26 protein-coding genes, 1 pseudogene and 1 riboswitch are annotated in these 25,742 nt (G+C 68.7%); of the genes and pseudogenes, 11 read left to right on the top strand and 16 right to left on the bottom strand.

The annotated features are described in order from the left end of the window. Positions 1 to 50: 50 nt before the first annotated feature. Positions 51 to 683: an HAD family hydrolase gene (locus tag ACFV9O_RS00650; protein ID WP_385410673.1), complete on the top strand. Its 633-nt coding sequence runs from the start codon at positions 51 to 53 to the stop codon at positions 681 to 683. 308 nt (positions 684 to 991) lie between these two features. Beyond that, on the top strand, positions 992 to 2,587 hold the full coding sequence (locus ACFV9O_RS00645) for a globin domain-containing protein (protein WP_385410671.1): 1,596 nt from the start codon (positions 992 to 994) through the stop codon (positions 2,585 to 2,587). A 100-nt stretch (positions 2,588 to 2,687) separates the two neighbouring features. Here the strand turns inward: ACFV9O_RS00645 and ACFV9O_RS00640 are convergent, their stop codons facing one another. The 5 genes from ACFV9O_RS00640 to ACFV9O_RS00620 form a co-directional block, all read right to left on the bottom strand. Continuing rightward, on the bottom strand, positions 2,688 to 3,167 hold the full coding sequence (locus ACFV9O_RS00640) for an NUDIX domain-containing protein (RefSeq protein WP_385410669.1): 480 nt from the start codon (positions 3,165 to 3,167) through the stop codon (positions 2,688 to 2,690). 83 nt (positions 3,168 to 3,250) lie between these two features. Beyond that, a complete protein-coding gene (locus ACFV9O_RS00635) occupies positions 3,251 to 4,147 on the bottom strand; it encodes a LysR family transcriptional regulator (RefSeq protein WP_385410667.1) in 897 nt (298 codons plus the stop codon). Between the two features lie 263 nt (positions 4,148 to 4,410). After that, complete coding sequence (locus ACFV9O_RS00630) at positions 4,411 to 5,574, bottom strand: cystathionine gamma-lyase (RefSeq protein WP_385410666.1); 1,164 nt, start codon at positions 5,572 to 5,574, stop codon at positions 4,411 to 4,413. Beyond that, entirely contained in the window at positions 5,571 to 6,068 is a 498-nt protein-coding gene (locus ACFV9O_RS00625) for a low molecular weight protein-tyrosine-phosphatase (RefSeq protein ID WP_385410664.1), read from the bottom strand. Before ACFV9O_RS00625 ends, ACFV9O_RS00630 begins: the two co-directional genes overlap by 4 nt. Before the next feature lie 7 nt (positions 6,069 to 6,075). Further along, the gene (locus ACFV9O_RS00620; protein WP_385410662.1) at positions 6,076 to 6,456 is read right to left on the bottom strand and encodes a phage holin family protein; all 381 of its coding nucleotides are present in this window, start codon (positions 6,454 to 6,456) and stop codon (positions 6,076 to 6,078) included. A 51-nt stretch (positions 6,457 to 6,507) separates the two neighbouring features. Here ACFV9O_RS00620 and ACFV9O_RS00615 point away from each other — a divergent pair, with 51 nt between their 5' ends. The 4 genes from ACFV9O_RS00615 to ACFV9O_RS00600 all read left to right on the top strand — a co-directional run bounded on the left by ACFV9O_RS00615 (position 6,508) and on the right by ACFV9O_RS00600 (position 8,850). After that, positions 6,508 to 6,825, top strand: a complete 318-nt coding sequence (locus tag ACFV9O_RS00615) for a cupin domain-containing protein (RefSeq protein ID WP_385410660.1) — start codon at positions 6,508 to 6,510, stop codon at positions 6,823 to 6,825. Positions 6,826 to 6,957: 132 nt separating this feature from the next. After that, positions 6,958 to 7,173, top strand: a complete 216-nt coding sequence (locus ACFV9O_RS00610; protein ID WP_385410659.1) for a DUF5326 family protein — start codon at positions 6,958 to 6,960, stop codon at positions 7,171 to 7,173. 419 nt (positions 7,174 to 7,592) lie between these two features. Then, positions 7,593 to 8,318, top strand: coding sequence for an IclR family transcriptional regulator (locus ACFV9O_RS00605; RefSeq protein WP_385410657.1), 726 nt, complete (start codon positions 7,593 to 7,595; stop codon positions 8,316 to 8,318). Between the two features lie 97 nt (positions 8,319 to 8,415). Beyond that, positions 8,416 to 8,850, top strand: coding sequence for an SsgA family sporulation/cell division regulator (locus tag ACFV9O_RS00600; RefSeq protein ID WP_385411099.1), 435 nt, complete (start codon positions 8,416 to 8,418; stop codon positions 8,848 to 8,850). A 2-nt stretch (positions 8,851 to 8,852) separates the two neighbouring features. Here the strand turns inward: ACFV9O_RS00600 and ACFV9O_RS00595 are convergent, their stop codons facing one another. Then, positions 8,853 to 10,217 carry a YibE/F family protein gene (locus ACFV9O_RS00595; protein ID WP_385410655.1) on the bottom strand — a complete coding sequence of 455 codons (1,365 nt, stop codon included), beginning with the start codon at positions 10,215 to 10,217 and terminating at the stop codon, positions 8,853 to 8,855. Positions 10,218 to 10,288: 71 nt separating this feature from the next. Continuing rightward, positions 10,289 to 10,421: riboswitch (TPP riboswitch) on the top strand. Here ACFV9O_RS00595 and thiC point away from each other — a divergent pair. After that, positions 10,415 to 12,214, top strand: coding sequence for a phosphomethylpyrimidine synthase ThiC (thiC, locus tag ACFV9O_RS00590; protein ID WP_385410653.1), 1,800 nt, complete (start codon positions 10,415 to 10,417; stop codon positions 12,212 to 12,214). (Overlaps the previous riboswitch by 7 nt.) A gap of 363 nt (positions 12,215 to 12,577) precedes the next feature. Here thiC and ACFV9O_RS00585 read toward each other — a convergent pair whose 3' ends face one another. The 5 genes and pseudogenes from ACFV9O_RS00585 to ACFV9O_RS00565 all read right to left on the bottom strand — a co-directional run bounded on the left by ACFV9O_RS00585 (position 12,578) and on the right by ACFV9O_RS00565 (position 16,167). Further along, positions 12,578 to 13,819 (bottom strand): PP2C family protein-serine/threonine phosphatase, encoded by a 1,242-nt coding sequence (locus ACFV9O_RS00585; RefSeq protein ID WP_385410651.1) that lies wholly within the window; start codon positions 13,817 to 13,819, stop codon positions 12,578 to 12,580. 606 nt (positions 13,820 to 14,425) lie between these two features. After that, complete coding sequence (locus tag ACFV9O_RS00580) at positions 14,426 to 14,596, bottom strand: hypothetical protein (RefSeq protein WP_385410649.1); 171 nt, start codon at positions 14,594 to 14,596, stop codon at positions 14,426 to 14,428. 87 nt (positions 14,597 to 14,683) lie between these two features. Beyond that, positions 14,684 to 15,280: an alkaline shock response membrane anchor protein AmaP gene (amaP, locus tag ACFV9O_RS00575; protein WP_385410647.1), complete on the bottom strand. Its 597-nt coding sequence runs from the start codon at positions 15,278 to 15,280 to the stop codon at positions 14,684 to 14,686. A 6-nt stretch (positions 15,281 to 15,286) separates the two neighbouring features. Further along, positions 15,287 to 15,970, bottom strand: a pseudogene (locus tag ACFV9O_RS00570) (DUF6286 domain-containing protein). Further along, entirely contained in the window at positions 15,967 to 16,167 is a 201-nt protein-coding gene (locus tag ACFV9O_RS00565; RefSeq protein ID WP_385410645.1) for a hypothetical protein, read from the bottom strand. The pseudogene ACFV9O_RS00570 and the gene ACFV9O_RS00565 overlap by 4 nt, the downstream one beginning before the upstream one ends. 285 nt (positions 16,168 to 16,452) lie before the next feature. Between ACFV9O_RS00565 and ACFV9O_RS00560 the strand changes: the two genes are divergently transcribed. Next, complete coding sequence (locus ACFV9O_RS00560; protein WP_385410643.1) at positions 16,453 to 17,196, top strand: DUF4241 domain-containing protein; 744 nt, start codon at positions 16,453 to 16,455, stop codon at positions 17,194 to 17,196. Between the two features lie 245 nt (positions 17,197 to 17,441). Here ACFV9O_RS00560 and ACFV9O_RS00555 read toward each other — a convergent pair whose 3' ends face one another. From ACFV9O_RS00555 to ACFV9O_RS00540, 4 genes are all read right to left on the bottom strand, one after another. After that, positions 17,442 to 17,570, bottom strand: coding sequence for a hypothetical protein (locus ACFV9O_RS00555; RefSeq protein ID WP_385410641.1), 129 nt, complete (start codon positions 17,568 to 17,570; stop codon positions 17,442 to 17,444). A gap of 32 nt (positions 17,571 to 17,602) precedes the next feature. Then, on the bottom strand, positions 17,603 to 18,433 hold the full coding sequence (locus ACFV9O_RS00550) for a hypothetical protein (RefSeq protein ID WP_385410640.1): 831 nt from the start codon (positions 18,431 to 18,433) through the stop codon (positions 17,603 to 17,605). Positions 18,434 to 18,580: 147 nt separating this feature from the next. Next, entirely contained in the window at positions 18,581 to 19,687 is a 1,107-nt protein-coding gene (locus ACFV9O_RS00545; protein WP_385411097.1) for a metallophosphoesterase, read from the bottom strand. 158 nt (positions 19,688 to 19,845) lie between these two features. Further along, a complete protein-coding gene (locus ACFV9O_RS00540) occupies positions 19,846 to 20,958 on the bottom strand; it encodes a LacI family DNA-binding transcriptional regulator (protein WP_385410638.1) in 1,113 nt (370 codons plus the stop codon). Between the two features lie 373 nt (positions 20,959 to 21,331). Here ACFV9O_RS00540 and hisC point away from each other — a divergent pair, with 373 nt between their 5' ends. Beyond that, positions 21,332 to 22,417, top strand: coding sequence for a histidinol-phosphate transaminase (gene hisC / locus ACFV9O_RS00535; protein ID WP_385410636.1), 1,086 nt, complete (start codon positions 21,332 to 21,334; stop codon positions 22,415 to 22,417). Positions 22,418 to 22,494: 77 nt separating this feature from the next. On the opposite strand, the gene ACFV9O_RS00530 is transcribed toward hisC, so the two are convergent. After that, positions 22,495 to 22,875, bottom strand: coding sequence for a cyclophilin-like fold protein (locus tag ACFV9O_RS00530; protein ID WP_385410635.1), 381 nt, complete (start codon positions 22,873 to 22,875; stop codon positions 22,495 to 22,497). A gap of 235 nt (positions 22,876 to 23,110) precedes the next feature. Here ACFV9O_RS00530 and ACFV9O_RS00525 point away from each other — a divergent pair, with 235 nt between their 5' ends. Beyond that, the gene (locus ACFV9O_RS00525) at positions 23,111 to 24,616 is read left to right on the top strand and encodes a cytochrome ubiquinol oxidase subunit I (RefSeq protein ID WP_385410634.1); all 1,506 of its coding nucleotides are present in this window, start codon (positions 23,111 to 23,113) and stop codon (positions 24,614 to 24,616) included. Between the two features lie 23 nt (positions 24,617 to 24,639). After that, the gene (gene cydB / locus ACFV9O_RS00520) at positions 24,640 to 25,641 is read left to right on the top strand and encodes a cytochrome d ubiquinol oxidase subunit II (protein WP_385410632.1); all 1,002 of its coding nucleotides are present in this window, start codon (positions 24,640 to 24,642) and stop codon (positions 25,639 to 25,641) included. Positions 25,642 to 25,742 lie beyond the last annotated feature (101 nt).

The raw sequence follows: 25,742 nt of genomic DNA, 5'->3' as shown, positions 1-25,742 counted from the left end.
GCTTCCGCGTCTGACAGCGGGAGTAACCGCACGTACTAACCTCGGCGTACATGGCGAGGCTGCACCTCTTCGATCTCGACGGAACACTGATACGTGGCTCAGCGGCCGCTGTGGAGATCTCCCGGCAGCTGGGACTCTCCGATGAGATCGCCGCGCTGGAGCATCACTTCGCGCGGAACGGCCTCACCCCGGACGAATTCGCCGTACGGGCCCGGGAGCTGTGGGAGGGGCTCACTCAGGATCAGCTGATCGCGGCTTTCGACGGGGCTCCCTGGATGGAGGGAATCCGTGAGGTCTGGGCCGATATCCGGACCCGCGGGGACCACTGTGCCGTGATCTCCCTCTCGCCTGATTTCTTCGTCGAGAGATTGCTGCCATGGGGTGCGCACGCCGCCCATGGTTCACGTTGGCCGTCTGTACCGTTCACCGAGCCGGTCGACCGGTCCGGCATTCTTGATGCGGTCGCGAAGGTGAAGATCGCGAACCAGCTCTGTGCAGAGTTCGAGGTGAAGCTGGACGAGTGTGTTGCATACGGTGATTCGATGTCCGACGCGCACATCTTCGCCGCGGTGCCCGTTGCGGTGGCGGTGAATGCGGACCATCATCTGTCCGAGCTCGCCACACACGCCTACACGGGAAGCGATCTGCGGGAGGCATACGAACTGGTGCGATTCCGCCAATAGTTCGCGGCGACGGGAACGGGGTCGGGACGCCCGGAGGCCCGGACCCGACCGCGGCTACAGGCATGGGGGGCAATGCAGCCTAACGGGAAATCGGGCGCGGATACCCGGACTTTCCGCTCTTTGTCCGTTGCGGCAGTACTCCATGCGATGCTGCGACGACAGGTGTTGCGGGCCAGCGTCACAATCCAGTCCCACTCGTCCCGATTCCCGCGAAGGCAAAGGTTAGTGTGGGCCGGCAGCGGTCTTGAGGCAGAGCGGGGAATTGAGGCACGTTCCGGACCAGCGGAAGTGCGCAGACCGACCGAAAGATGTTCGAGGCGAGGCACACAATGGACGCTCCGACCACCACGTCGGCCGGCAATGGCACTTCGGGCGAGAACGGTGCAAACGGCGGCGGAGGCGGCTGGTTCACCCCTCGTAAGCGGGGCGATGCCACGGGCCGGCCTGCGCCGCATACGGAGGGCGGGGCCCCAGGCGAGGGGAACGAGGGCCGAATAACCCCGCCCAGCCGTCCCGTGGCCGCGATACGTCCGGTCGGCACCGGCGCCGAGAGAGCCTCCGCCATGCCGCAGCGGGGCGCCCCGGCCCCCGCGCAGCACACCGCGCCCGAACCCCGCGTTCCCCAGGCCCGCGCGGCCCATGCGCCGACGGCCCCGGCCTCCGCACCACAGGCAGCCGCAGCAGCGCCCGAGGCCTTCGCGCCCGCGCCCGAGGGCTTCGGACCGACGCCACCCGCGCCTGAGCCCGAGCCCCCGACGCCCCCCGCCGCGCACGCGTACACGCAGCAGCGCAATGCGTCGCCCGACGCGATACTCGTCAGGCGGACCATGGAAGAGATCGGCCCCGTCGCCGACAAGGTCACCTCATACTTCTACGCCCTGCTCTTCGTCCGCCACCCCGATCTGCGAGCCCTGTTCCCCGCCGCGATGGACACCCAGCGGGATCGCCTCCTCAAGGCCCTGCTGACCGCTGCCGAGCACATGGACAACACCGCCGTGCTCGTCGACTACCTCCAGAACCTGGGCCGTGGTCACCGCAAATACGGCACCCAGCCCGCCCACTACCCGGCCGTGGGCGAGGCCCTCATCGGCGCGCTCAGCCGCTACGCCGCCGCCACTTGGGACAGCGAGACCGAGGCCGCCTGGGTCCGTACGTACACGACGATCTCCCAGGTCATGATCGACGCGGCCGCGGAGAACGAACTCCACGCGCCGGCCTGGTGGCACGCCGAGGTCGTCTCGCACGACCTCAGGACCTCGGACATCGCGGTCATCACCGTCCGCCCCGACCAGCCGTACTCCTTCCTGGCCGGGCAGTACACCAGCCTGGAGACGCCGTGGTGGCCGCGGGTCTGGCGGCACTACTCCTTCGCCGGCGCCCCGCGCTCCGACGGGCTGCTGTCCTTCCACGTCAAGGCCGTCCCGGCGGGCTGGGTCTCGAACGCCCTGGTCCACCACGCCCGCCCCGGCGACGTGCTGCGCCTCGGCCCGCCCGCGGGGTCCATGACGGTCGACCACACCACCGACAACGGTCTGCTCTGTCTGGGCGGCGGTACCGGCATCGCCCCGATCAAGGCGCTGGTCGAGGACGTCGCCGTGCACGGCGAGCGCCGGCCGGTGGAGGTGTTCTACGGTGCGCGCACCGACCACGACCTCTATGACATCGACACGATGCTGCGGCTCCAGCAGAGCCACCCATGGCTCCAGGTGCGCCCTGTCGTCGACGGCAAGGCCCAGCTGCCCGATGCCGTCCGCGAATACGGTCCGTGGAACGAGTACGACGCGTATCTGTCAGGCCCGGTCGGAATGATCCGCAGTGGTGTGGACGCGCTCCGGGGCATCGGCATCCCGTTCGAGCGGATCCGTCACGACTCCCTCGAAGAGCTCGTCGCGGCCGCCGACTAGGACCGCCTCGACCGCCTCCGACCGCCTGCGACCGCCGCCGTGCGCCACTCGGCGGACGCCGTGCCGGCCCGTGGACCCCGCGCCGCACCACGGCCCGGGTTCAGCCCAGATCGGGAGCGTGCATCGCGCGCACGCCCTCGATATTGCCGTCCAGGTAGTGCCGCAGGGACAGCGGTACGAGATGGACGGCGGCGATCCCGACGCGACTGAAGGGCACTCGGACGATCTCGTACTGGCCACAGGGCTCGTCCACCTCGGGACCGTGGCGCCGAGTCTCGTCCATCGACACCAGTCGGCAGACGAAGAAGTGCTGCACCTTCACGCCCGAGACGCCGCCGTCCACGATGTGTTCGACGGTGTCGACGAAACAGGGCACCACGTCGACGATCTTGGCGCCGAGCTCCTCGTCCACTTCACGATGGAGGGCTTCGACGACGGTGGCGTCCTCGGGCTCGACCCCGCCGCCCGGCGTTACCCAGTACGGATCCATGCCCGGCTTGGTCCGCTTGATCAGGACGAGGTCATCCCCGTCGAGCAGGATGGCGCGTGCGGTGCGCTTGACCACTGGCCGTTCGGTCATGGCAAGAGAGTGGCCCACGACACCCGTTCTGAAACTCCTGTCCACCCTGCCGTTGCCCGGCGTCACCTGTTGGTGTCCGGTTGTCACCAGTCGGCGGCCGCGCGCAGCAGTCCTTCGTGGGCCCGTGCGATGTGCGGGAGTGCGAGTGTCCCGGTGCGGACGACGAGGAAGTACGTACGCAGAGGAGGAACGGGAGGATCCAGCAGTGCCACCAGCCGCCCGCTCTCCAGGTCGCTCTCGCACAGGTAGCGCGGCAGGACGGCGAGCCCGGCGCCCGACGCGGCCGACTCCAGTACGGCGCGCAGATCCGGCGCGATGACGGTGCCCGCGGCGGGCGGCCGGCTGTCGAAGACGGCGGCCCAGTAGCGGGAGACGAACGGCAGCGACTCGTGGACCTCCACCACCGGCAGCTGTTCCAGCACGACGGAGCCCTTCCCCTGCAGCATGCCGGGCCCGAGCCGACCCGCCCACCGTGGCGAGGCGACCAGGACGTGCTCTTCGTCGCAGAGCGGAGTCGAGGTGAGCAGTCCGCCGCGTGGGCGGGCCGTCGCGATGGCCAGATCGTGATGCCCGGCCGCCAGTCCTTCGAGGATCTCCTCGGCGTTTCCCACGAAGGACGTCCGTAACGCGAGCCCCTGCGAGATCAGCGGGGTGAGCGCCGGAAGCACGCGTACGGAGGTGAATTCGGGCGGCCCGGCCAGGTGCAGCGTACGGACGCCCGACTCGTCGTCCAGACCGGCTTCGGCGATCTCGACGAGGGCGTCCAGATGCGGGGCGGCGCGGTGGGCGAGCTCGTCGCCGACGGTCGTGGGGGTGACGCCACGCGCCTGACGCAGGAAGAGCGGCCGCCCCAGCTGCCGCTCCAGGGTCCGGATCTGACTGGTCACCGCGGGCTGGGAGAGCCCGAGCAGGGCGGCGGCGCGGGTGAACGAACCGGCCCGGTGCACCGTGATGAATGTGCGCAGCAGGCCCAAGTCCATTGCTCAACTATAAATATGTCGATAGGTCGCTGTCGCTAGCGTGATTGGACACTGACGCACAGTCAACTAGCCTTTGGTCGAGCGGTTCTCCGCGCGTGGATTCGCGGTGAATCGCGTGGCACCGGGACGGTCCGAGCCATGAGGGGGGAGGCTCGGACCGTCCTGTCGTGCGTCGGCCCCGCCGTCGTCGCGCGTCCAGTCTGCTCCTTGGTGCTCGGGCGCTCGAGCGCGCTTCGCCGCTCCTTCGCGTTCCGTTTCCGCGGTCACGCGGCCGAGGCGGCCGCCGCGTCCAGGGCGCGCAGCACGTCCGCCACCAGATCGTCCGGATCCTCCGCGCCGGCGGAGAAGCGGATGAAGCCTTCCGGTACGGCGTCGCCGCCCCACCGTCCCCGGCGCTCGGCGCTGGACCGGACGCTTCCGAAGCTCGTCGCGTCGTCGACGAGGCGCGCCTCCGCCAGGAACAGCTCCGCGTGCGCACGGTCGGGCAGCGTGAAGGAGACCACCGAGCCGAAGCGCCGCATCTGGCCCGATGCGACCTTGTGCGAGGGGTCGTCGGGCAGTCCCGGATAGCGCAGCCCGGTCACCTCGGAGCGTCCGGAGAGCGCCCGCGCGACAGCGAGCGCGTTCGCGCACTGGCGGTCGGACCGCAGCTGCAGCGTGGCCAGCGAGCGGTGGGCGAGCCAGGCCTCCATCGGGCCCGGGATCGCGCCGACGACCTTGCGCCAGTGCCGCACGCGCGCGGCGAGCGCGGCGTCCCGGCACACCACGTACCCGAGCAGCAGATCCCCGTGGCCCGTCAGTCCCTTGGTGCCGCTGGCCACGGCGAAGTCCGCGCCGAGCTCGAGCGGTCGCTGACCGAGCGGCGTCGCGAGCGTGTTGTCGACGGCGACGAGCGTCCCGCCGGCGTGCGCCGCGTCGACGAGCCGCCGTACGTCGCACACATCGAGCCCGGGATTGGAAGGCGTCTCGATCCACAGCAGCGCCGCCCCGTCGAGCACCTCCAGCTGGGCGTCGCCGCCCGTGGGGGCGGTCCGCACCTCGACGCCGTACGCCTCCAGCTGCTCGCGCACCAGTGGAAGCGCCTGATATCCGTCGTCGGGGAGCACGACGGCATCGCCGGCCCGCACCTGGGACAGCAGGACTGCGGAGACCGCGGCCATCCCGGAGGCGAAGACGACGGTCTCGACCCCGGACCCGGGCCCCTCTCCTGTACCGTCCGCCCCGCCCGACGGCGCCTCCAGCTCGCCGATGGCCCGCTCCAGCAGCGTCCAGGTGGGGTTGTCGTCGCGTCCGTAGGTGTACGGACCCGTCGGCTCGCCCGGCAGGTGGTAGTGCGCGGCGAAGACCGGTCCCGGGAGTGTCGGTTCGTACTTCCGCGCCTCGGGCAGCCCTGCCCGTACGGCCCTTGTTCCGTCACCCATGCTCATGCCGCTCGCTCCTCAACAGCTGTACGTACCGCGGCGAGCAGGCCTTCGCTCGCCGCCTCCACCATCTCGAGGCACTCCTCGAAGCCGTCCATGCCGCCGTAGTACGGGTCGGGGACATCGAGGTCGCCCTCGGCCCGGGCAGCCGGGTCGTACGAGCGCAGCAGCCGCACCTTGGCGGCGTCCGCCTCCGTCGGCGCGAGCCGTCGCAGGTCGCGCAGATGCCCGTCGTCCAGGGCGATCACCAGATCGAGCCGGGCGAACCAGGAGGCGCGGAACTGCCGCGCGACGTGGTCCGCCCCGTAGCCGCGCGTCCCCAGGACGGAGACCGTGCGGTGGTCGGCGCCGTGACCCTCGTGCCAGCCGCCGGTGCCGGCGCTCTCCACGTCGACGAGGCCGTCGAGCCCGGCCTCCTCCAGACGAGCGCGGAAGACGGACTCGGCCATCGGCGACCGGCAGATGTTGCCAGTGCAGACGAAGCAGACAGCGAACGACATCGGTTCCTCAGCCCTTGTCGTCGGGGAGGACCATGTTCAGTGCCCACGACACGATCGAGATGATCAGACCGCCGAGGACCGCCGTCCAGAAGCCGTCGACATGGAAGCCCAGATCGAGTTCGTCGGCGAGCCAGGAGGTCAGCAACAACATCAGGGCGTTGATCACCAGAGTGAACAGCCCGAGGGTGAGGACGAAGAGCGGAAGTGTCAGCAGCTTGGCGATGGGCTTCACGAGGAAGTTCACAAGGCCGAAGAGCAGCGCGACGAGGACCAGCGTCAGCGTCTTCTCCCCGGTGCTGTCCCCGGTGAGCGTTATGTCCTGGATCCGCCAGATTGCCACGGCCAGGGCCCCGGCGTTCGCGATCGTCTTGACGAGGAAATTCTTCATGTGTCTGATCGTGGCAGACGTGATCGGACCAACGGCAGGGGCGGACGCACGATGAAAGCATTCCGACTGGACGAGCTCGAGGCGGAGCGCGCCGCGAACGACGGGGCATATCTGCAGTTCCTTCGCGAGCGGAACATGTCGGCCGGGCTGTACGCACTGAACGCGGGTGAGCTCGACCCCCAGCAGCCGCACGGGCAGGACGAGATCTACCTCGTGGTCAGCGGCCGTGCCTCGATCACCGTCGGGATGGAGACGACGCAGGTCGGGCGGGGCAGCGTGGTCTACGTGCCGGCCGGGGTGGCCCACAAGTTCCACCACATCACCGAGGACCTGCGCGTCATGGTCGTCTTTTCTCCCCCCGAGAGCTGACCGCCGGCCGCCCCGGGTTTCCCTAGGGGACGGATCAGGGGAGTCCAAGGGCTGCGGAGGCTCCGTCGGCCCTCGCCCACCCCTAGCATCGAAGCCAGGACAACTCACAGAAGCGAGGTAAGGACGATGGCGGTGCGGGAGATATTCGTGGGGATGCCCTGGTGGGTGAAGTGGGTTGCGGTCCCCTTGATCGCCATCGTCGTATTCGGCGGGCTTATCGCGAACGTGATCGGGTTTGTGATCGGACTGCTCTTCAAGGTGCTGGTGTTCGTGGCGCTCGTCGGCGGACTCGTCTACGTCGTACGGAAGTTCATGAACTCGTCCTCATCGTCGAGCGGCGACTGGTAACGCGTACGCACGTTAGCCCGCGCGGGGGAACGGCGAAGGGAATCGGGCGCCCGAACGGGGGCTGCCATTAGAGTGGCAAACGTCTGTCGCCCCCTGGGAATCAAGGGTCGAAGATCGCAATGAACAGCGGTTTGTACGACTTCCTGGGTAATTTCTGGGCTCGAATCCAGGCATCTTCGATCCACCTTCAGGAGGGCGGCGGACGCGCGGGGGCGGCCCCCGCGGGCGGGCATGCCGCCCGTCACCACGCCTGGGGGTGACCTTTGGCTACAGCTACGGCTCCTGCACCTGCTGCACGAGTACCTGCACCCGCGCCACCTGCATCCGCACCGGCACCCGCACCCGCACCCGCGCCAACGCCGGCATCCGCCCCTGCACCCACGCCCGCATCCGCCCCTGCACCCACGCTGATCGGCTCGGTGCAGCGGGCGCTGAGACTGCTGGAGGCCGTGGGCTCCCACACGGCCGGAGCCCCCGCCAAGCAGCTGGCGCGTGAAGCGGGCCTCCCGCTCCCCACCGCGTACCACCTGCTGCGGACGCTGACCCATGAGGGCTATCTCCGTCGCGACAAGGGCGTGTTCGTCCTGGGTGAAGCGGCCGTGCGGCTGGCCGGCGGCGGAGCGATGCAGAATCGTCGCAGCAAGATCGAGGACTCGCTGGCCCACTGGCGGGACGCGATCGGCGTGCCCGTCTACTTCGCTCTCTACCGGGAGGGCGAGATCGAACTCGCCGCCGTCTCGGACACTCCGTACGCACCCGCCGTGGACGAATGGGCCGACTTCCGCGAGACGGGCCACGCCCATGCGATCGGCCAGTGTCTGCTGAGCCAGCTCGACGAGAAAGCCCGCGAGGACCACCTCGACCGCCATCCCGTACAGACGATCACGCCCTATACGGTCCGCGACCGGCGGGCGCTGCTGGAGCGGCTCGGCGGCACGGGCCGGATGCAACCCGTCGTCGAGCGCCAGGAATATGCACTCGGCACGGTCTGCGCGGCTATTCCGATCACGGTGGGTTCCATGGCCGCCACCATGGCGATTTCTCTTCCCCTTCATCAGGAAGCCCGATTGCTGCCCGCAGTTGAGCAGTTGCGCAGCGGGATGGGTAGCCTGTTCAGCTCGTTCGCCTTCTCTATCAGTATCTGAAAAATTACTCCTTGTGATCTGCTGGCGGGGTGCTGGACGATGGGCAAGAGGCCAAGGGGATCATTCCTGGCCGTTTTCATCTACTGCGGGGTACATGATGCGCGAGTCGGTTCAGGCCGAGGTCCTGATGAGCTTCCTGGTCTCCGAGGAGCTCTCGTTCCGGATCCCGGTGGAACTCCGGTATGAGACGGAGGATCCATACGCGGTTCGGATGACCTTTCACCTGCCCGGTGACGCGCCAGTGACCTGGGCCTTCGGCCGGGAGCTGCTCATCGACGGCATCAACGGGCCCAGTGGCGACGGTGATGTGCACATCGCGCCCACCGCACCCGAAGGGCTGTCCGACGTGTCCATCCGGCTCCAGGTCGGCAGCGACCGGGCGATGTTCAGGGTGAGCGCTTCACCCCTCGTGGCCTTCCTCGACCGTACGGACAAGCTCGTACCGCTGGGGCAGGAGCGCACCCTCGGTGACTTCGAGGACCATCTGGAGGCGGCGCTCGGGCGCATCCTCGCGGAGGAGAACGCCGGCTGAGGTCACCTCTTGCGGCGGCGGCCCCTCCCGCCGCGTACCACGGACCTGCCGTTACCCGCACCGGCAGCGGCAGTGCCCGCCGGCCGGTCGGCAGAGACGACCAGGGCCGCCAGCGCCGTGGTGACCGGCACCGACGCGACCAGGCCGATCGAGCCGATCAGCGTCCGTACGATCTCCTCCGCCACCAGCTCGCTGTTGGCGACCGTCCCCACGCCGGACTGCGCCACCGAGAACAGCAGGAGGAGGGGCAACGACGCACCCGCGTAAGCCAGTACGAGCGTGTTGACGACCGAGGCGATGTGGTCCCGGCCGATGCGGATGGCGGACTGGTAGAGGCGGCGCGGGCCCATCGTCGGATCCGCCTGGTGCAGCTCCCAGACCGCCGACGTCTGGGTCACCGTCACATCGTCGAGCACACCGAGCGAACCGATGATCACGCCTGCCAGCAGCAGACCGGACATGTCGATGTTCGGATACAGGCCGTGGATCAGGCCGGTGTTGTCGTCCGTGTTCCCGCTCAGGGACGCCCAGCCGATGAAGAGCGAGCCGAGCAGCCCGATCAGCAGCAGCGAGATGAGCGTCCCGAGCACCGCGACCGAGGTACGGGCCGACAGGCCATGGCACATGTAGAGCGCGATCAGCATGATCGCACTCGCCCCGACCACCGCCACGATCAGGGGATTCGAGCCCTGCAGGATCGCGGGGAGAATGAACAGCGTCAGGATGGCGAAGCTGATGGCGAGCGCGATCAGGGCCGCCACCCCGCGCATCCGTCCCACCACGACGACCACGAGCGCGAAGATCCCTGCGAGCAGTGCCATCGGGAACTGCCGGTCCACATCGGCGACCGAGTACTGGAGATCGCGCGGGGCGTCGGGCGCGTACGCCACCACCACGCCCTGCCCCTGGTGCAGTTGCCGAGGAGCGTCCGGCTGCACGATCTCGATGAACGTACGGCCCTTGTTCTCACCGGTCGTGACCTCGACCGTCGCTCTCGCGCACGTTCCTTGCTGGGAACTGACCGCTTCGCGTCCTTCGGGGGTCGAGGTGTCGCCGGTCGGCGGCACCTGCGCGGCGTTCACGTCCTTGCAGTCGACCTGCTCGACCTTCACCACCCGCCCGTCCTCGGTCTGCCGGTCGAAACCGACTCCGGTGCGCTCGTGGCCCGGGACGCCGCCCGGCCAGAGCACCACGAGTCCGGCCAGAACCGCGGTGGCGAAAGGAATCAGCACCGCGGCGATGACCCGCCGGAGGTGCCTCGAAACGGGCTCGGCAGGCCCGTGGCTGTGCGTGTGGCCATGGGCGTGATCGGCCGCCTTGCCGTTCGCGGGGCCGTGGGGTTCGGGCGTCTGCTGCGAGGAAGTCACCGCCCGATCATCGCAAGAACGGCAAGGGCCCACTGTTCAGCACGCCCGATGGGGCGCTAGCGTGGTGACACCTTTGCACACGCGGGAGCTCGGAGCACCGGGCTGAGAGGGCGCTGACCTCCGTAGATCCGTACGGGACAGCTGCGCCGACCGCCGAACCTGTTACCGGGTAATGCCGGCGTAGGGAGTAGGTCACGATGACCATTGAGGACACACGCACGCCTGCCTCCGGCTCGAACGAGGGCGAGAACGAGGGCGGGAAGTCCATCGGCTGGCACAAGGGATACGTCGAGGGCTCCCGCCCCGACATCCGGGTGCCGGTCCGCCAAGTGCACCTCACCAACGGCAAGGACGTGACCCTGTACGACACGTCCGGGCCGTACACCGACCCACAGGTCGAGACCGACGTCCGCCGCGGACTGCCGCCGCTGCGGGAGAACTGGATCATCGGTCGCGGCGACACCGAGGAGTACGCCGGCCGTCCCGTCCGCCCCGAGGACGACGGGATCAAGCACACCTCGCCCCGCGGCGGGCTCCGCAACCTCGACGCCGTCTTCCCCGGCCGCCCGCGCCAGCCCCGCCGGGGCCGCGGCGGCCAGGCGGTGACGCAGCTCGCGTACGCCCGCCGTGGCGAGATCACACCGGAGATGGAGTACGTGGCGATCCGGGAGAACGTCTCCCCCGAGGTCGTGCGCGAGGAGATCGCCGCCGGCCGCGCGGTCCTGCCGGCGAACGTCAACCATCCAGAGATCGAGCCGATGATCATCGGCAAGCGGTTCCTGGTGAAGGTCAACGCCAACATCGGCAACTCCGCTGTGACCTCCTCCATCGAGGAGGAGGTGGAGAAGATGACCTGGGCGACCCGCTGGGGCGCCGACACGGTCATGGACCTCTCCACCGGCCGCAACATCCACACCACCCGCGAGTGGGTGCTGCGCAACTCCCCCGTGCCCATCGGCACCGTGCCGCTCTACCAGGCGCTCGAGAAGGTCGACGGCAAGGCCGAGGAGCTGACCTGGGAGATCTACAAGGACACCGTCATCGAGCAGGCCGAGCAGGGCGTCGACTACATGACGGTCCACGCGGGCGTGCTGCTGCGGTACGTGCCGCTCACGGCCCGCCGCAAGACCGGCATTGTCTCGCGCGGCGGCTCGATCATGGCCGCCTGGTGCCTCGCGCACCACAAGGAGTCGTTCCTGTACGAGAACTTCGAGGAGCTCTGCGAGATCCTCGCGGCGTACGACGTCACGTACTCGCTCGGCGACGGCCTGCGGCCCGGGTCGATCGCGGACGCCAACGACGAGGCGCAGTTCGCCGAGTTGAGGACCCTCGGGGAACTCAACACGATCGCCAAGCGTCACAACGTACAGACGATGATCGAGGGCCCGGGACACGTCCCGATGCACAAGATCAAGGAGAACATCGACCTCCAGCAGGAGATCTGCGAAGAGGCGCCCTTCTACACGCTGGGCCCCCTGACGACCGATGTGGCGCCCGCGTACGACCACATCACCTCCGGCATCGGTGCCGCCATGATCGCCTGGTGGGGTACGGCGATGCTCTGCTACGTCACGCCCAAGGAGCACCTGGGCCTGCCGAACCGGGACGACGTCAAGACCGGCGTCATCACCTACAAGATCGCCGCACATGCGGCCGATCTCGCCAAGGGGCACCCGGGTGCGCAGGAGTGGGACGACGCCCTCTCCGACGCGCGCTTCGAGTTCCGCTGGGAGGACCAGTTCAATCTGGCCCTGGACCCGGACACGGCACGGGAGTTCCACGACGAGACGCTGCCGGCGGAGCCGGCGAAGACCGCGCATTTCTGCTCGATGTGCGGGCCGAAGTTCTGCTCGATGAAGATCAGCAGAAGCATCACAGAGCAGTTCGCCCCGGATCTCGCTGTGACCAGCGACGATGACGTTGAAGCGGGCATGCTCGCCAAGTCGAAGGAGTTCGCGGAGGCGGGCCACCGCGTCTACCTGCCCATTGCGGACTGATCTTCTGACGTCTCAGCGCCCCCCGGTATACGCTCCGGGGGACGCTGTCGTCTCTCACGAACCGCGCTGCGGCAGGACAAGTCCTGGTGGCACGGCCCGGGCGGCGGCCTTGGACTGCGCCACCGGTCACCGTCGCCGGTCGACGTGTTCGCGGGACCGGAAGAAGTCGCCGAGCTCCAGGTCACCGTCCATGAACCGTCCGATCAAGCCAGGCACGACGAAAGTGCCTCGCTCCGATCGTTCGGCGAGTTGGGCCTGTGTCCCTCGCACGTTCCGGTCAGCACGGCTCTGAGGACCGGTTCGGTGCGGCCGGGCCGCAGGCCTGCGCGCTTCGGCTCCGTCAACGATGGGGCGGCTATCGGCTCACTCCAGGACGGCGAGGTGGTCGGCGGCGCCCCCGCGCCACTCGATCAGGAAGAGGGTCGCGTCGTCACTGGTGCTCCCGCCCCGTTCCTCCTTCAGTGTGTGGGAGAGCGATCGCACTACCGCCCGTACCCCCTTCTCTGCGTGCTCGATGCGGTTGACCCAGTGGATGAGTTGTTCCTCGCCGAACTGCTCTTCGCCGGCTTCATGCTCCTCGATCAGGCCGTCGGTGAAACACAGCACCCGGTCGCCGGGTTGGAGGATCTGCTCGCTGATCTGGGGCTCTTCACCTCCGAAGCCGACCGGCAAGGTGGTCGGGCTTTCCAGTTGCCGGAGGACCTGGTGGTTGCGGATCAGCAGGGGTGCGGGGTGTCCCGCGTTGACCCACTGCAGGTGGCCCGTTGTGATGTTCAGGCGCATCATCTGCGCGGTGACGAAGTGTTCGGGCCCGAACTGCTCGGCGATGGCCCGGTCCATGAACACGTAGATCTCGGACAGGCCGATGCCGGCACGTCTGGAGTGCCGGTAGGCGCCGATGGCGACAGTGGCCATGGTGGCGGCGTTCAGGCCGTGGCCCATCGCATCGACCACGGCCACGTGCAGGATGTCGTCGTTGAGCGCGTAGTCGAAGCTGTCGCCGGCGACGTTGTAGGCGGGCTCCAGGATCCCGGCCACCGCGACCTGCGGGACGGACATCGCCAGCGGCGGCAGCAGGGACCACTGGATCTCCGCGGCCACGCTCATGGGTTCGCGGCGCCGGGTGAGGAAGAACTGGTCGGTGTAGCTGTGCTTGGTGACCAGCATGTCGGCGATCAGGCCGGCGAGCCTGCGCAGCAGGCGCCGGTCGTCGTCATCGAGGGTCTCCAGGGTGAGGGTCAACACTCCCACCTGGTCGCTGCCGTCCAGCAACGGTAGATACATCCGGACGCCGTCGGCCTGCGGTACCTCGACAGTGGTCGCGTACAGGAAGGCCGTGCCGGCATGGGAGTCACCGATCGGCTCGGGCTCACCGACGGTCAGCCCCCTGCCCGGCAGCGGCACCAGCAGGAGCTGTGCGTAGTCCTGCAGGAGGATCGAAATGTCCCGGCCACCGACCCTGGTCACCTCTTCCGCGATCAGCGGGGCGATCAGCTGCGGCGGCATCTCGTGTGCCCGGTCCAGCAGCACCCCCAGCAGCCGCTCACCGAACCCTTCCGACCGGTCCACCGCGCCCTTGCCGGACTGCTGATCACCCTCCGCCATAGCCGTGCCCTTTCACCCACCAGCCTGATTTCACCCTCACCTGCTGAGCCGGCTGTCCCCAACGAGTCGGTCACCGCGCAGCCTGGTGCCGGCTTCGGTGGCTTGCTCGGCCGCTGGACGCACCGCGACTCGCTCGTTCCCTGCCGTCGCGCCGACCGTGCGCAACGGCCCCGGTGTATACACACCGGGGCCGCCCTTCCGGGTCGGTTGCACGTGAGAGTGCACCGGCCCACTCACCATGCTATGCCTATGCCGCTTTTCCGGCAGAAGGGACTCTTTAACTGCTCGTCGATGGCCCGGTCCATGAACGCGTAGATCTCGGACAGGCCGATGCCGGCACGTCTGGAATGCCGGGCCGTCGTCGCGCAAAGGCGCGACCAGAGGCGCCGCAGTCCACTCTGTGAAAGGTCCTCGTCCCCAGACGCTTCTTCGTCATTCGCCTACAACGGTTCGCAGGCGACTGCTGGGAGAGGCCCGGCGATACGAATAGGTAGCTGACCACTAAAAGTCCGTCGGCGGTAACATCAAGTGCGCCCGCCCAACGAGATTTCTTCCGCAGAGCTGTTCAGGATCGCGCCACGGCCCATCAGGGTGTCTCACGGGTTGTCAGAACTGACGCTGCGCACTCCGTCGGGAGGAGATCACCACCGCTGCCGAGAGGCGCATCGTCTCCAGTGCGTCGATCTGACCCCGCGCCCGGTCCAGCGACTCCCTCAGCTGGGATTCATCCAGACGGTCGTCCCGCCAGGCCACCACGAGCAGCGTGCCCCAGATCAAGTTTTCCCCTCGACCCCCAACTGCAAGGGCTCAAGATCAAGTCGGTGCGCCGGCCCCAAAGGGAAGCGCGACTCGCCAGCGACCGGATTAGGCGACGCGGTGGGCGCGATGGCGGGCTTCCCGGAGTCGGACCTTCGACGGCAGGCGGTCCAGGCCTGCCGAGTCCCGTGCGTGTGCGAGCGGTTCCCGGCTCAGTTGCCCCAGAGTCTGCGCTGGTTCAGCGTGAGGCTCCGGCAACAGCCGCACCCGTGCGACCGGAGCAGTACGCCGGCCCGACAGCCGCACATGAGCCCGCGAGACCCCGTCCAGGGCTTGCGCCTCTTCCTCGATCGCGTCCTCCAGCGCGCGGCCATTGAGTCGGGCCGCCGCGCCGTCCTCGCTGTCGACGAGGACCTGGCCCAGCCGGTGCCTGCGCAGTTGCGCAAAGAACCACCACAGCAGCAGCGCCAGCAACACGGCGAGCACCGCGATGACAGCTGGCCACCACCAGCCCTCTTCCCGCCACCGGGTGCGTCCCACGGTGCCCAGCACCACATCGTCCGGCCCACGGAAGGGCCACCAGCCCGGCATGTCGAAACCCCAGCGACGCTGAAGATCCAGCCCGCCCAGCAGCACGCCGCTACCCAGGGCGAACAGTCCAAGGCCGAGCAGCCCCAGCACCACCCGGTTCACTGTCTTGAGCATCGGGCCTCAGCCTTTCTTCGGGCGCCGGACACGCACGGCCAGCGTGGGTTGCCGGGCCAGACCCAAGGTCGTCACGGCTTCGCCCAGCGCCCTTTCCAAGTCCGCGCGGACCTCGGTGAGATCGCGGAAATGTGCCTGTACCCGGGCTTTGACCTGCCGACGGCCGACATCGATCCGTGCCGATTGGACACCGGACACCCGCATGGCCCGGTCGCGCAGAAGCAGGGCGGCTGCGCGGCGGTCGAGCCCGGCACGGACCTCCCCTGACCCGGGGATACCGGTGGGCTGCCGCATGGGCAGCAGCCTGCGCAGTCCCGGCGTCACCGCCAGCAGGAAAAGTCACAGGCCGAGGGCCATCGCCACTGCGGCCCCGATGATCAGCCAGATGTCGTCCAGCGGTCGTGTGGCCAGTTCCTCGGCGAGCCGCCGTCGCCAGCGCATCCCGGGCTGGTCTACCCGCACCGAGACCACGTCGTACAGGAGCAGTCCGGTACCCGCGACGGACAGCAGGGCCACAATGGCCGCCGTGATCCGCCGCGCGGACCAGAATCGGCGGGCCGACCGGCCGGGTTCATGGGCCCCTGCCGTCGCGCCCTTGTCCGGGGGGTCACCGGAGGACGAAGCTGCCTGTCCAGGATCGGAGGGAAGGTCGCTGTCGCCGGTCGGTTGCCGCCAGGTGCTGGCGCTCATCTCACCCTCCCCCGATCTGTGTGCCGCGAGTGCACCGAGTGCAGCCTCTCGACCGACACCGCGAGGTCGGAGACGTCCATGCCGGCCCATGTCCAGAGCCGTTCGGTGACCTCTCGGCGCACCGCGGCGCACTGTGCCCCGATGTCGGACGGATAGCCCAGCTCCACGGCGATGCGCATCCGAGCTTCGCCGAGCACGTCCGGCCGTCCGGCGGTAGATTCGTCGTCCCGCCGTGCGTCATTCCGCTCGGGTGCCCTCCGCACGGATGTCGTCACGCGTGGCGTCCGACGGCCGGGCGGTACGCGGCCGGCCGACTTGGTGAACCGGCTCAGCGCCTCGAGGGCCACCTGGGAAGCGATCTTCGCAACGACCCGGTCGGCGACTGTGGTCGCACCCCGCTCCTGCTCCCCACGGGGACTGCCCGGGCGGCGATCGGCGTCACTGGTGGGCCGGCCGGGCCACAGGCGTTCCGGAACGCGGACGTGCCCGATCGGGGTGCGGCCGCCCTGGCGCAGGACGAGTGGCAGCCGCCACGGCCGGCCGGTCCCGGCCATCTGCACGAACTGTTCCGGCCCGGCACCCGCATGTCCACCAGTCACTTCTCCGAGATGACGGTCCTGGAGCCGGTCCGGAGCGGAACCCTGCGTGTGCCCAGCGGCCTGCTGGCCGTGGACAGCCCCGACAACGGCGAGGGGCCGCAGATCACGATCGCCGTGCCGCCAGGTGAGTACGTCCTCGAAGAGGCACAGGTCAGCGTCGGGTACGACTGCGAGTGGACCGGCGGCTGGGTGACGCGTGCGGACACAACGGCCGTTCGGCTGCTGGTGAGCGACGTTCCCGTCGTCTTCTGGCAGATGGCCCTCGGCGCTGACGACGACCTCCGACTGCTCGGGGACGGCGAGGCGTACGGCTTCAGTACGGACAGCGCGACGGGCTGCTTCGCCGATGCCGCGGCCTGGGGGCCACTGCAGCGGCTCTTCGAGCGGGCGCTGATCGAGAACGATCCCGACGCCGGGGAGCATCTGTCCGACTCGACGTACATCCTGCGGACGACGGACAGGAACGCGGCTGCCGATCTGACGGCCTTCGCCACGTGCGGGGACGGCACCTATCCCGTGTGGGTGGGGCGTTCGGCATCCGGCGACGTCGTCTGCGTCGCCGTGACGGTGGACTACCTGCCCGACCTCAGGGTGCTGCGAGGACGCGAAGCCACAAGTGGCAGCTGATGACTGGTTCATGACGGTGCATCCCATTACCACCGTGATCGCACCCGGTTGATCGGCCTCGGAACGGACACGGTTGAAGGGGTCCTCGGGGTCGCTGCCGTGGGGGTACGTGCTGTGCCCCACCGTGTCGAGCGCGGAATCGTCGGCCTCGAGCAGGGCATCGCGCCATGCCGCGGCGCCCGAGTCGAAGGCGGCGGCGTCCCCGCTGACGCGGTAGTCGTCCCGGGTCAGATATTCCTCGTCGGTCATGGGGCCGACCTTGACGTCCGAGCCTTGCCGCTGTCCATGACCGGCCCCGCCATACGGTCCGCGAGGCGCCGCCGCGCGAAGTCGAACTGCTCCAGCAGGGGGACCGGACGTGGTGGTGTCGCCATGCACCGCTCCTGGGGTGGGCTGTGCGGTCCGGCTACTCGGGCTGGTGCTCCGGAGGGCCGAAGTCCGGGCTGGTGAAGTCCGGGCTGGTGAACGTCGGCCGGGAGCCGGCCGATGAGCCCTCGCTCGGACTGGAGAAGTCGGGCCCGCTGTAGCCGACCTTCGGGATCCGGCTCACCCGGCGCGGCGGGGCCGGGGAGGCGGGGTCGGCGCTGGGGTCGGCGAGCGCGGCGCGCAGGAACGGGATGATTCCGCGCTCCAGGAGGGCGTGCCGCCAGGCCTCCCTGGCACGTGCCACCTCGTCGGGCAGTTCGCCCCCCGCCTCCTCGGCGGGCACCTGGGTCGCCCCGTTCCGCAGGGCCGTGATCAGCAGGCCGATCGCGGCGGCCAGGAGTCCCGCCGCCGTGAGGGCCCCGAAGAACCAGCCGGCCGTCACCAGGGTCTCGGCGAAGGAGGGTTCCGGGCTGAGCGCCTTGAGGGCATACCCCACGAGCAGGAAGATCACCGCGGCGGTGCCCGCCAGGAGCGGCGCCAGGACGGTGAGGACGGCACCGAAGCCTGCCCCGGCACCCGTTTCGGACGCCTCACCGAGCGCGGGGTCGATCACCGCGTTCCGGACCGACGCCGTGGAGGGCGAGCGCAGCTCCTCTCTGACCTTCACGAAGTGCTCGTACTCCGCGGACGCGGCGCTGGTGATCAGTGCGGTCGCGTTGAGCGCCATCGTGCGCAGCTGTTCGGCGTTGAGCCGCTTCCCGACGGCGTCGAGATCCGGTCGGTCATGTGCGTTGCGCAGCGCGTCGTCGAGGATGCGCTCGTATTCGGCGCGGTCCTCGGTCAGCAGGTGCGGAGCGCTGTTCATGTGCATCCCCCGATGCTCCGTAGGGCCGGATTGCCCGCGTGGGTGGGCAGTTGGGCGGAAACGGAGGAGAGCCTGCTACGGATAAGCCGATGGTAGAGCGGTTACGGCACGGGGTGACAGGGGGTTTCCGGAAATCGCCTTACCCGGAATGGCTCAGTCATGCAGGGGGAGCTGCACCACCAGCAGCTTTCCGGCCATGGTCACTCCGCCGTCCATCGCGATGGCGAGTCCGTCCGCGTACACGTGCGGGCCCTCGACCACCGGACGCGAGCCTTCCGCACCGTCCGCCGCGTCCTCGGTGCCGACCTCGCCGAGCAGATACGGAATCGGGCTGTGGCCATGGACGATGCGCCGGCCGCCGTAGGCGGCGAGCAGCTCGCGCACGGCCTGCGGTCCGTCGTCGTCACGGAAGGCGAAGCGCTTGGTGAACTTGCGGAAGAGGTCCCAGCACTCGTCGGCGTCGTTGCGGTTCAGGATCTCGTGGACGTTGTCGTTGACGTCCGCGATCGTGGTGCCGTACTCGAGGTAGGCGGTCGTGTCGGAGTGCATCAGCAGATGCCCGTCCTCCTCGACCACCGCGTCCAGCCGGGCCATCCACTGGAGGTGGACGTCCTGGAGGCGGTCCATGTCGTTCTTCTGGCCGCCGTTGAGGAGCCAGGCCGCCTGGAAGGTGGCGGTGCCGGCGCCGGAGTTGACGGGCGTGTCGCCGAAGCGCTTCGCGCCGATGAGCAGCAGCTCGTGATTGCCCATCAGGGCCTTGCAGTAGCCGCCCGCGGCCGCAGCCTCGGCGGAGAGCCGCATGACGAGGTCGATGACTCCGATGCCGTCGGGGCCGCGGTCGGTGAAGTCGCCGAGGAACCAGAGCCTGGTGTTGCCCGCGGACCAGTGGCCCTCGGAGTCGATCAGGTCCTGCTCGGCGAGCGCGGCGAGGAGCTCGTCGAGGTAGCCGTGGACGTCGCCGACGACGTAGAGCGGGCCGAGGCCGTCCGGGACGGCGGCCTGTGTCTCCACGGGCGCGACGGTCACCTGGACGGTGTCCCCACGGTTGATCACCGGCAGGTCGCGCTCGGTGGGGGTGTAGCCCTCCGGCGGCTCGTCGTCCGGAAAGGCGTTGCCGGGGTGATCGAGGACGTGCTCGTACGACGGCGCCTGCGACTGCACCGGGACCTGTGCGTACGGGGGCACCCGGAAGTCACGCAACGTCGCCGTCCGCACCACGGGTCCCTGACCGGCCCCCTGAGTCATCGACCCCTCCACCACCGTCGCGCCGCCGTGCACCGTCGGACCGGCCTGGTCGGGGAGGCCCGCGGTGTCGTGCGCCCATCATAGGAATGCGGCTCGTGCTGTGTGACGCACCAGGGGTGCTGAATCCGGGTACACCCCCGGTTCACTGGCTGTTTCGCCCCAATTGGGCTGGTCTAGTCCTGAGCGTGTGACCTCGGGTGGCTCACCGTCGTCCGCGGGGGGCGGCGCTGCGAGGACGTACGGACGATGAGTTCCGTCGGTATCACCTGCTCGACCGGTCCGCCTCCGTCCACGCCCTCGATCGCGTCGATGAGCAGTTGGACGACGGCGGTGCCGATCCGCCGGGGCTTGAGCGAGAGGGTGGTGATGGGCGGGTCGGTGCTGGCGTACACCGTGGATTCGCTGCAGCAGACCAGCAGCAGGTCGTCGGGGACGCGCAGCCCGTACCGCCGTGCCGCGGCGAGCAGGTCCGTGCCGTTGGGGTCGAAGAGTCCGTAGACGGCGTCGGGGCGGTCGGGACGGGCGAGCAGCCGGTCGGCGGCGATGGCACCCGCGCCCGGGTCGTGCGCGGGATAGGCCTCGTAGACCGGGTCCTGGCCGACTCGCTCGCACCAGTTGAGGTACGCGGTGGTCGACAGCCGGGTGTAGGTGTCGGTGGAGGTGCCGGTGAGCAGGCCGATCCGGCGGGCGCCTGCGGCGGCGAGATGGTCGAGCAGATCGAGGACGGCGGCTTCGTGGTCGTTGTCCACCCAGGCGGTGACCGGGAGGGTGCCGGCCGGGCGGCCGTCGGAGACGACGGGCAGGCCCTGGCGGACCAGCTCGGTGACGACCGGGTCGTGGTCGGAGGGGTCGATGACGACGGTGCCGTCGAGGGCGACGTTCGACCAGACGTCATGGCGTGAGGTCGCGGGCAGGATGACGAGGGCGTACCCACGGGCCAGCGCTGCGGAGGTCGCGGCCCTCGCCATCTCGGCGAAGTACGCGAACTCGGTGAAGGTGAAAGGTTCATCCCCGTACGTCGTCACGGTCAGGCCGATGAGTCCCGACTTGCCCGTACGGAGCGTGCGGGCCGCGGCCGACGGGCGGTAGCCCAGCCGGTCCGCGACCTCGCGGACGTGGCGGCGCGTGGCGTCGGGCAGTCTGCCCTTTCCGTTGAGGGCGTCGGAGACGGTCGTGATGGAGACACCGGCAGCGGCGGCCACGTCCCGGATGCCCGCCCGACCTTGCCGGCTGCCCCGGCGGGATGTTTCCGTCCGGCTCACCTGGTGCTTCCCTGCTGCTGTCATGGCGAGCCGATAGTAGGGCGATGTCGGGCGGTTGGGCCGGTCGCATATGCAGGCGTTGACAGGCACGTTTCTGCATGGTGTGCAATGCCCAATTGCCTTAGAAATAAAGGGCGTTGGGTGGTGTCGCGCTGGTCTCACGGTTGTCGACCGGCATAGACCTGCCAAGGGCCCGAGGTCTCGAAGAGGTCTCAACTCACCACTACGGGCGATGCGCGCCACGGAGTGAGCCACCGGCGCGCGCCGGGACGGGGAGCGCTCCCCCTTTTTCCGCGATCTGCCGCCGCCCATTCGCAGGCGACGTGAATCCTCATAAGGTGAGGAGTATTGGTGAGCCCGTATGACGAGCCTGTACGACGGTCGAGGAGGACCTGCGGTGAGCGAGACGAGCCCGAAGCTGCGCGCCGAGCTGGACGGCATCCCCACCTACAAGCCGGGTAAGCCCGCCGCGGCCGGCGGCGAGGGACCTGCCGCCTTCAAGCTTTCCTCCAACGAGAACCCGTACCCGCCCCTGCCTGGCGTGATGGAGACCGCGGTCGCCGCCGCGGCGGGCTTCAACCGCTACCCGGACATGGCCTGCACCGGGCTGATGAACGAGCTCTCGGACCGCTTCGGTGTGCCGGTCTCGCACCTGGCGACCGGTACCGGCTCCGTGGGTGTGGCCCAGCAGCTGCTCCAGGCCACGTCCGGCCCGGGCGACGAGGTCATCTACGCGTGGCGGTCCTTCGAGGCGTACCCGATCATCACGCAGATCAGCGGGGCGAAGCCGGTCCAGGTGCCGCTCACAGCGGGCGATGTGCACGATCTGGACGCGATGGCGGACGCCGTCACGGACCGGACGCGGCTGATCTTCGTCTGCAACCCCAACAACCCCACCGGAACGGTGGTGCACCGTGCCGAGCTGGAACGGTTCCTCGACCGGGTGCCGTCCGATGTGCTGGTGGTGCTGGACGAGGCGTACCGCGAGTTCATCAGGGACACCGACGTACCCGACGGCATCGAGATCTACCGGGATCGGCCGAACGTCGCCGTGCTCCGGACCTTCTCCAAGGCCTACGGTCTGGCCGGCCTGCGGGTCGGCTTCGCGATCGCCCATGAGCCGGTGGCCGCGGCGCTGCGCAAGACGGCGGTGCCTTTCGGCGTCAGCCAGCTCGCCCAGGACGCGGCGGTCGCGTCACTGCAGGCCGAGGACGAACTGCTCGGGCGGGTCGGTTCGCTGGTCGCCGAGCGGACGCGGGTGTACGACGCGCTGGTGAAGCAGGGCTGGAACGTGCCGCCGACCCAGGCGAACTTCGTCTGGCTGCGGCTGGGCGAGCGTACGGTCGACTTCGCGGTGGCGTGCGAGCGGGCCGGGGTCGTGGTGCGGCCGTTCCCGGGCGAGGGCGTGCGGGTCACGATCGGCGAGTGCGAGGCGAACGACGTGTTCCTGCAGACCGCGGAGGCGTTCCACAAGGAGCTGTAGGCCGGTCGCGTCCCGGGGCGCGGCTGCACCCCGGGAATCGCCCCGCGGGGTGCACTGCGTCCCCCGCGGGGTGTGCCTCAGTCCCGGTCGTTCACGTGCTCGACGCGGATCGGGTCGCCCGACCGCACGGTCGCCAGCACGCGCGGGTCGCCGTCGATGCGGCCCAGGATGTTGCACGGGCCGGCGAGGCGCGATTCGTCGCCGCGCGAGATGGGCGTCGGTCCGTACGGCAGTGCCAGCGCGTCGCCCTCGGTCCAGAACGCGACTGTGCCCGGGTCCACCACCTGCCGGGCGTCCGCTTCGAGGGCGGGGGAGACCGGGGTCTCGAAGTAGACCTCTTCGCCCCAGGTGTGGGCGGTGGACGAGAGTGGGAGAGCCCCCGCGAGCGCCTTGCTCGTGGGGGTTTCCTCGAGGGTCGCCGTGAGCTGTCCGGCGGGCCAGGAGATTCGGATCCTCATTCCTCAGATTCAACAATATGTTGAAGGGGTCGAGAAGGCTGACCCGCGGGTAACCACAGGAGGGGACCCCCGCTCGTCAGTACGGATTTCGTATGGGCCATAATGCTTGTGAATGTGAACGCGTTCACAAGCGCGTCCCTGAACCTCCCGGAATGGGGTGGTTCTACCGGGCGAACTTCCGGGGCGCGTCGATGTAGTACGCCGACGTGACTACGCCGAGGTAAGGAGAGCCGACGTGGACCTAGCTCTGGCGCCAGAGACTCTGGCGCGCTGGCAGTTCGGCATCACCACCGTCTACCACTTCCTCTTCGTGCCCCTGACGATCTCACTGGCCGCACTGACGGCCGGACTGCAGACGGCATGGGTGCGTACGGAGAAGGAGAAGTACCTCAGGGCCACCAAGTTCTGGGGCAAGCTCTTCCTGATCAACATCGCGATGGGCGTGGTCACGGGCATCGTGCAGGAGTTCCAGTTCGGCATGAACTGGTCCGACTACTCGCGCTTCGTCGGCGATGTGTTCGGAGCCCCGCTCGCCTTCGAGGCGCTGATCGCCTTCTTCTTCGAGTCCACCTTCATCGGCCTGTGGATCTTCGGCTGGGACAAGCTGCCGAAGAAGATCCATCTCGCCTGCATCTGGATGGTCTCCATCGGCACCATCCTCTCCGCGTACTTCATCCTGGCGGCCAACTCCTGGATGCAGCACCCGGTCGGCTACCGGATCAACAAGGAGAACGGACGGGCCGAGCTCACCGACTTCTGGCTCGTGCTGACCCAGAACACCACGCTCACCCAGGTCTTCCACACCCTGTCCGCGGCCTTCCTCGTGGGTGGCGCGTTCATGGTCGGCATCGCCGCCTTCCACCTGGTGCGCAAGAAGCACGTCCCGGTGATGAAGAGCTCGCTGCGCCTGGGGCTGGTCACCGTCGTCGTCGCGGGTCTGCTGACCGCGATCAGTGGTGACTTCCTCGGCAAGGTCATGTACGAGCAGCAGCCGATGAAGATGGCCGCGGCCGAGGCGCTCTGGGAGGGCGAGCAGCCGGCGCCGTTCTCCGTCTTCGCCTACGGGGACGTGGACAAGGGGCACAACAAGGTCGCGATCGAGATACCCGGTCTGCTGTCCTTCCTGGCCCACAGCGACTTCACGTCGCACGTGCCCGGGATCAACGACACCAACGAGGCCTTGCAGGAGAAGTTCGGGCCCGGCGACTACCGGCCCAACATCGCCGTGGCGTACTGGGGATTCCGCTGGATGATCGGCTTCGGCATGACGTCCTTCGCCATCGGCCTGGCCGGACTCTGGCTGACACGCAAGAAGTTCCTGCTGCCGCCGGCGCTTCGGGTCGGTGAGGACGAGGTGCCGCATGTGGTGCTCTTCAGGAAGCCGCTCGGCCCGAAGCTCTCCAGGCTGTACTGGCTGACCGCGATCTGGACGCTGGGCTTCCCGCTGATCGCCAGCTCCTGGGGCTGGATCTTCACCGAGATGGGACGGCAGCCCTGGGTCGTGTACGGGGTGCTCCAGACCCGTGACGCGGTCTCCCCCGGTGTCTCGCAGGGCGAAGTGCTCACCTCGATGATCGTCTTCACGGCGCTCTACGCGGTACTCGCCGTGATCGAGGTCAAGCTCCTCGTGAAGTACGTCAAGGCCGGGCCTCCCGAGCTCACCGAGTCCGACCTCAACCCACCGACCAAGATCGGCGGCGACGACCGTGACGCCGACCGGCCTATGGCCTTCTCCTACTGAGACCGAGGACTGGGAGCTGAGGCATGGAACTCCACGACGTCTGGTTCGTACTCATCGCCGTTCTGTGGACCGGCTATTTCTTCCTCGAGGGCTTCGACTTCGGGGTCGGCATCCTGACGAAGCTGCTCGCCCGTGACCGGGTCGAGAAGCGCGTCCTCATCAACACCATCGGTCCCGTCTGGGACGGAAACGAGGTGTGGCTTCTCTCGGCGGGCGGTGCCACGTTCGCCGCGTTCCCGGAGTGGTACGCGACGCTCTTCTCCGGCTTCTATCTGCCGCTGCTGCTCATCCTGGTGTGCCTGATCGTGCGGGGAGTCGCCTTCGAGTACCGCGCCAAGCGGCCGGAGGAGAGCTGGCAGCGCAACTGGGAGACGGCGATCTTCTGGACCTCGCTGGTGCCGGCGGTGCTGTGGGGTGTGGCCTTCGGGAACATCGTGCGCGGCGTCAAGATCGACGCGGAGATGGAGTACGTCGGCAGCTTCGGCGACCTGCTGAATCCGTACGCGATTCTCGGCGGACTGGTGACGCTGTTCCTGTTCACCTTCCATGGAACGGTGTTCGCCGCCCTGAAGACGGTCGGGGACATCCGGGAACGGGCGCGAAAGCTGGCGCTGACGCTGGGGCTGATCACAGCCGTGCTCGCGCTCGTCTTCCTGGGCTGGACCCAGGCGGACAAGGGCGACGGGATCAGCCTGGTCGCGGTGATCGTCGCGGTGATGGCGCTGGTCGGGGCGATCGTGGCGAACCAGCTGGGACGCGAGGGGTGGTCGTTCGCGCTGTCCGGTGTGACGATCGCGGCCGCGGTCGCGATGCTCTTCCTGACCCTCTTCCCGAACGTCATGCCGTCGTCGCTCAATGAGGAGTGGAGCCTGACGGTGACCAACGCCTCGTCGAGCCCGTACACGCTGAAGATCATGACGTGGTGTGCGGCGGTCGCGACGCCCGTGGTGGTGCTGTACCAGGGGTGGACGTACTGGGTGTTCCGGAAGCGGATCGGTACGCAGCACATCGCTGATTCGCACTGAGCTGTCCGTATCCGCTCCACGTGTCCGCTGTCTGCACCCGCTCTGCGTGCTCGCTCATCGTGTCCGCCGACCCGCCGCCATGCAGTAGCCGCCATGAAGTA

This window comes from Streptomyces sp. NPDC059909 (genome assembly GCF_042730885.1).
GTDB lineage: Bacteria > Actinomycetota > Actinomycetes > Streptomycetales > Streptomycetaceae > Streptomyces.
Note: the sequence above shows the minus strand (reverse complement) of the source record. Positions and strands in the feature narration are given on the sequence as shown.

Excerpts from the sequence above, each read along its gene's own strand:
- ACFV9O_RS00645 (WP_385410671.1), top strand. The coding sequence starts at position 992 with ATGTTCGAGGCGAGGCACACAATGGACGCTCCGACCACCACGTCGGCC.
- ACFV9O_RS00615 (WP_385410660.1), top strand. The coding sequence starts at position 6,508 with ATGAAAGCATTCCGACTGGACGAGCTCGAGGCGGAGCGCGCCGCGAAC.
- ACFV9O_RS00540 (WP_385410638.1), bottom strand. The coding sequence starts at position 20,958 with ATGACAGCAGCAGGGAAGCACCAGGTGAGCCGGACGGAAACATCCCGC.
- thiC (WP_385410653.1), top strand. The coding sequence starts at position 10,415 with ATGACCATTGAGGACACACGCACGCCTGCCTCCGGCTCGAACGAGGGC.
- ACFV9O_RS00600 (WP_385411099.1), top strand. The coding sequence starts at position 8,416 with ATGCGCGAGTCGGTTCAGGCCGAGGTCCTGATGAGCTTCCTGGTCTCC.
- ACFV9O_RS00640 (WP_385410669.1), bottom strand. The coding sequence starts at position 3,167 with ATGACCGAACGGCCAGTGGTCAAGCGCACCGCACGCGCCATCCTGCTC.
- ACFV9O_RS00555 (WP_385410641.1), bottom strand. The coding sequence starts at position 17,570 with ATGGCGACACCACCACGTCCGGTCCCCCTGCTGGAGCAGTTCGACTTC.
- ACFV9O_RS00585 (WP_385410651.1), bottom strand. The coding sequence starts at position 13,819 with ATGGCGGAGGGTGATCAGCAGTCCGGCAAGGGCGCGGTGGACCGGTCG.
- ACFV9O_RS00620 (WP_385410662.1), bottom strand. The coding sequence starts at position 6,456 with ATGAAGAATTTCCTCGTCAAGACGATCGCGAACGCCGGGGCCCTGGCC.
- ACFV9O_RS00625 (WP_385410664.1), bottom strand. The coding sequence starts at position 6,068 with ATGTCGTTCGCTGTCTGCTTCGTCTGCACTGGCAACATCTGCCGGTCG.
- ACFV9O_RS00630 (WP_385410666.1), bottom strand. The coding sequence starts at position 5,574 with ATGAGCATGGGTGACGGAACAAGGGCCGTACGGGCAGGGCTGCCCGAG.
- ACFV9O_RS00550 (WP_385410640.1), bottom strand. The coding sequence starts at position 18,433 with ATGCACATGAACAGCGCTCCGCACCTGCTGACCGAGGACCGCGCCGAA.
- ACFV9O_RS00635 (WP_385410667.1), bottom strand. The coding sequence starts at position 4,147 with ATGGACTTGGGCCTGCTGCGCACATTCATCACGGTGCACCGGGCCGGT.
- cydB (WP_385410632.1), top strand. The coding sequence starts at position 24,640 with ATGGAACTCCACGACGTCTGGTTCGTACTCATCGCCGTTCTGTGGACC.
- ACFV9O_RS00530 (WP_385410635.1), bottom strand. The coding sequence starts at position 22,875 with ATGAGGATCCGAATCTCCTGGCCCGCCGGACAGCTCACGGCGACCCTC.
- amaP (WP_385410647.1), bottom strand. The coding sequence starts at position 15,280 with ATGCTCAAGACAGTGAACCGGGTGGTGCTGGGGCTGCTCGGCCTTGGA.
- ACFV9O_RS00650 (WP_385410673.1), top strand. The coding sequence starts at position 51 with ATGGCGAGGCTGCACCTCTTCGATCTCGACGGAACACTGATACGTGGC.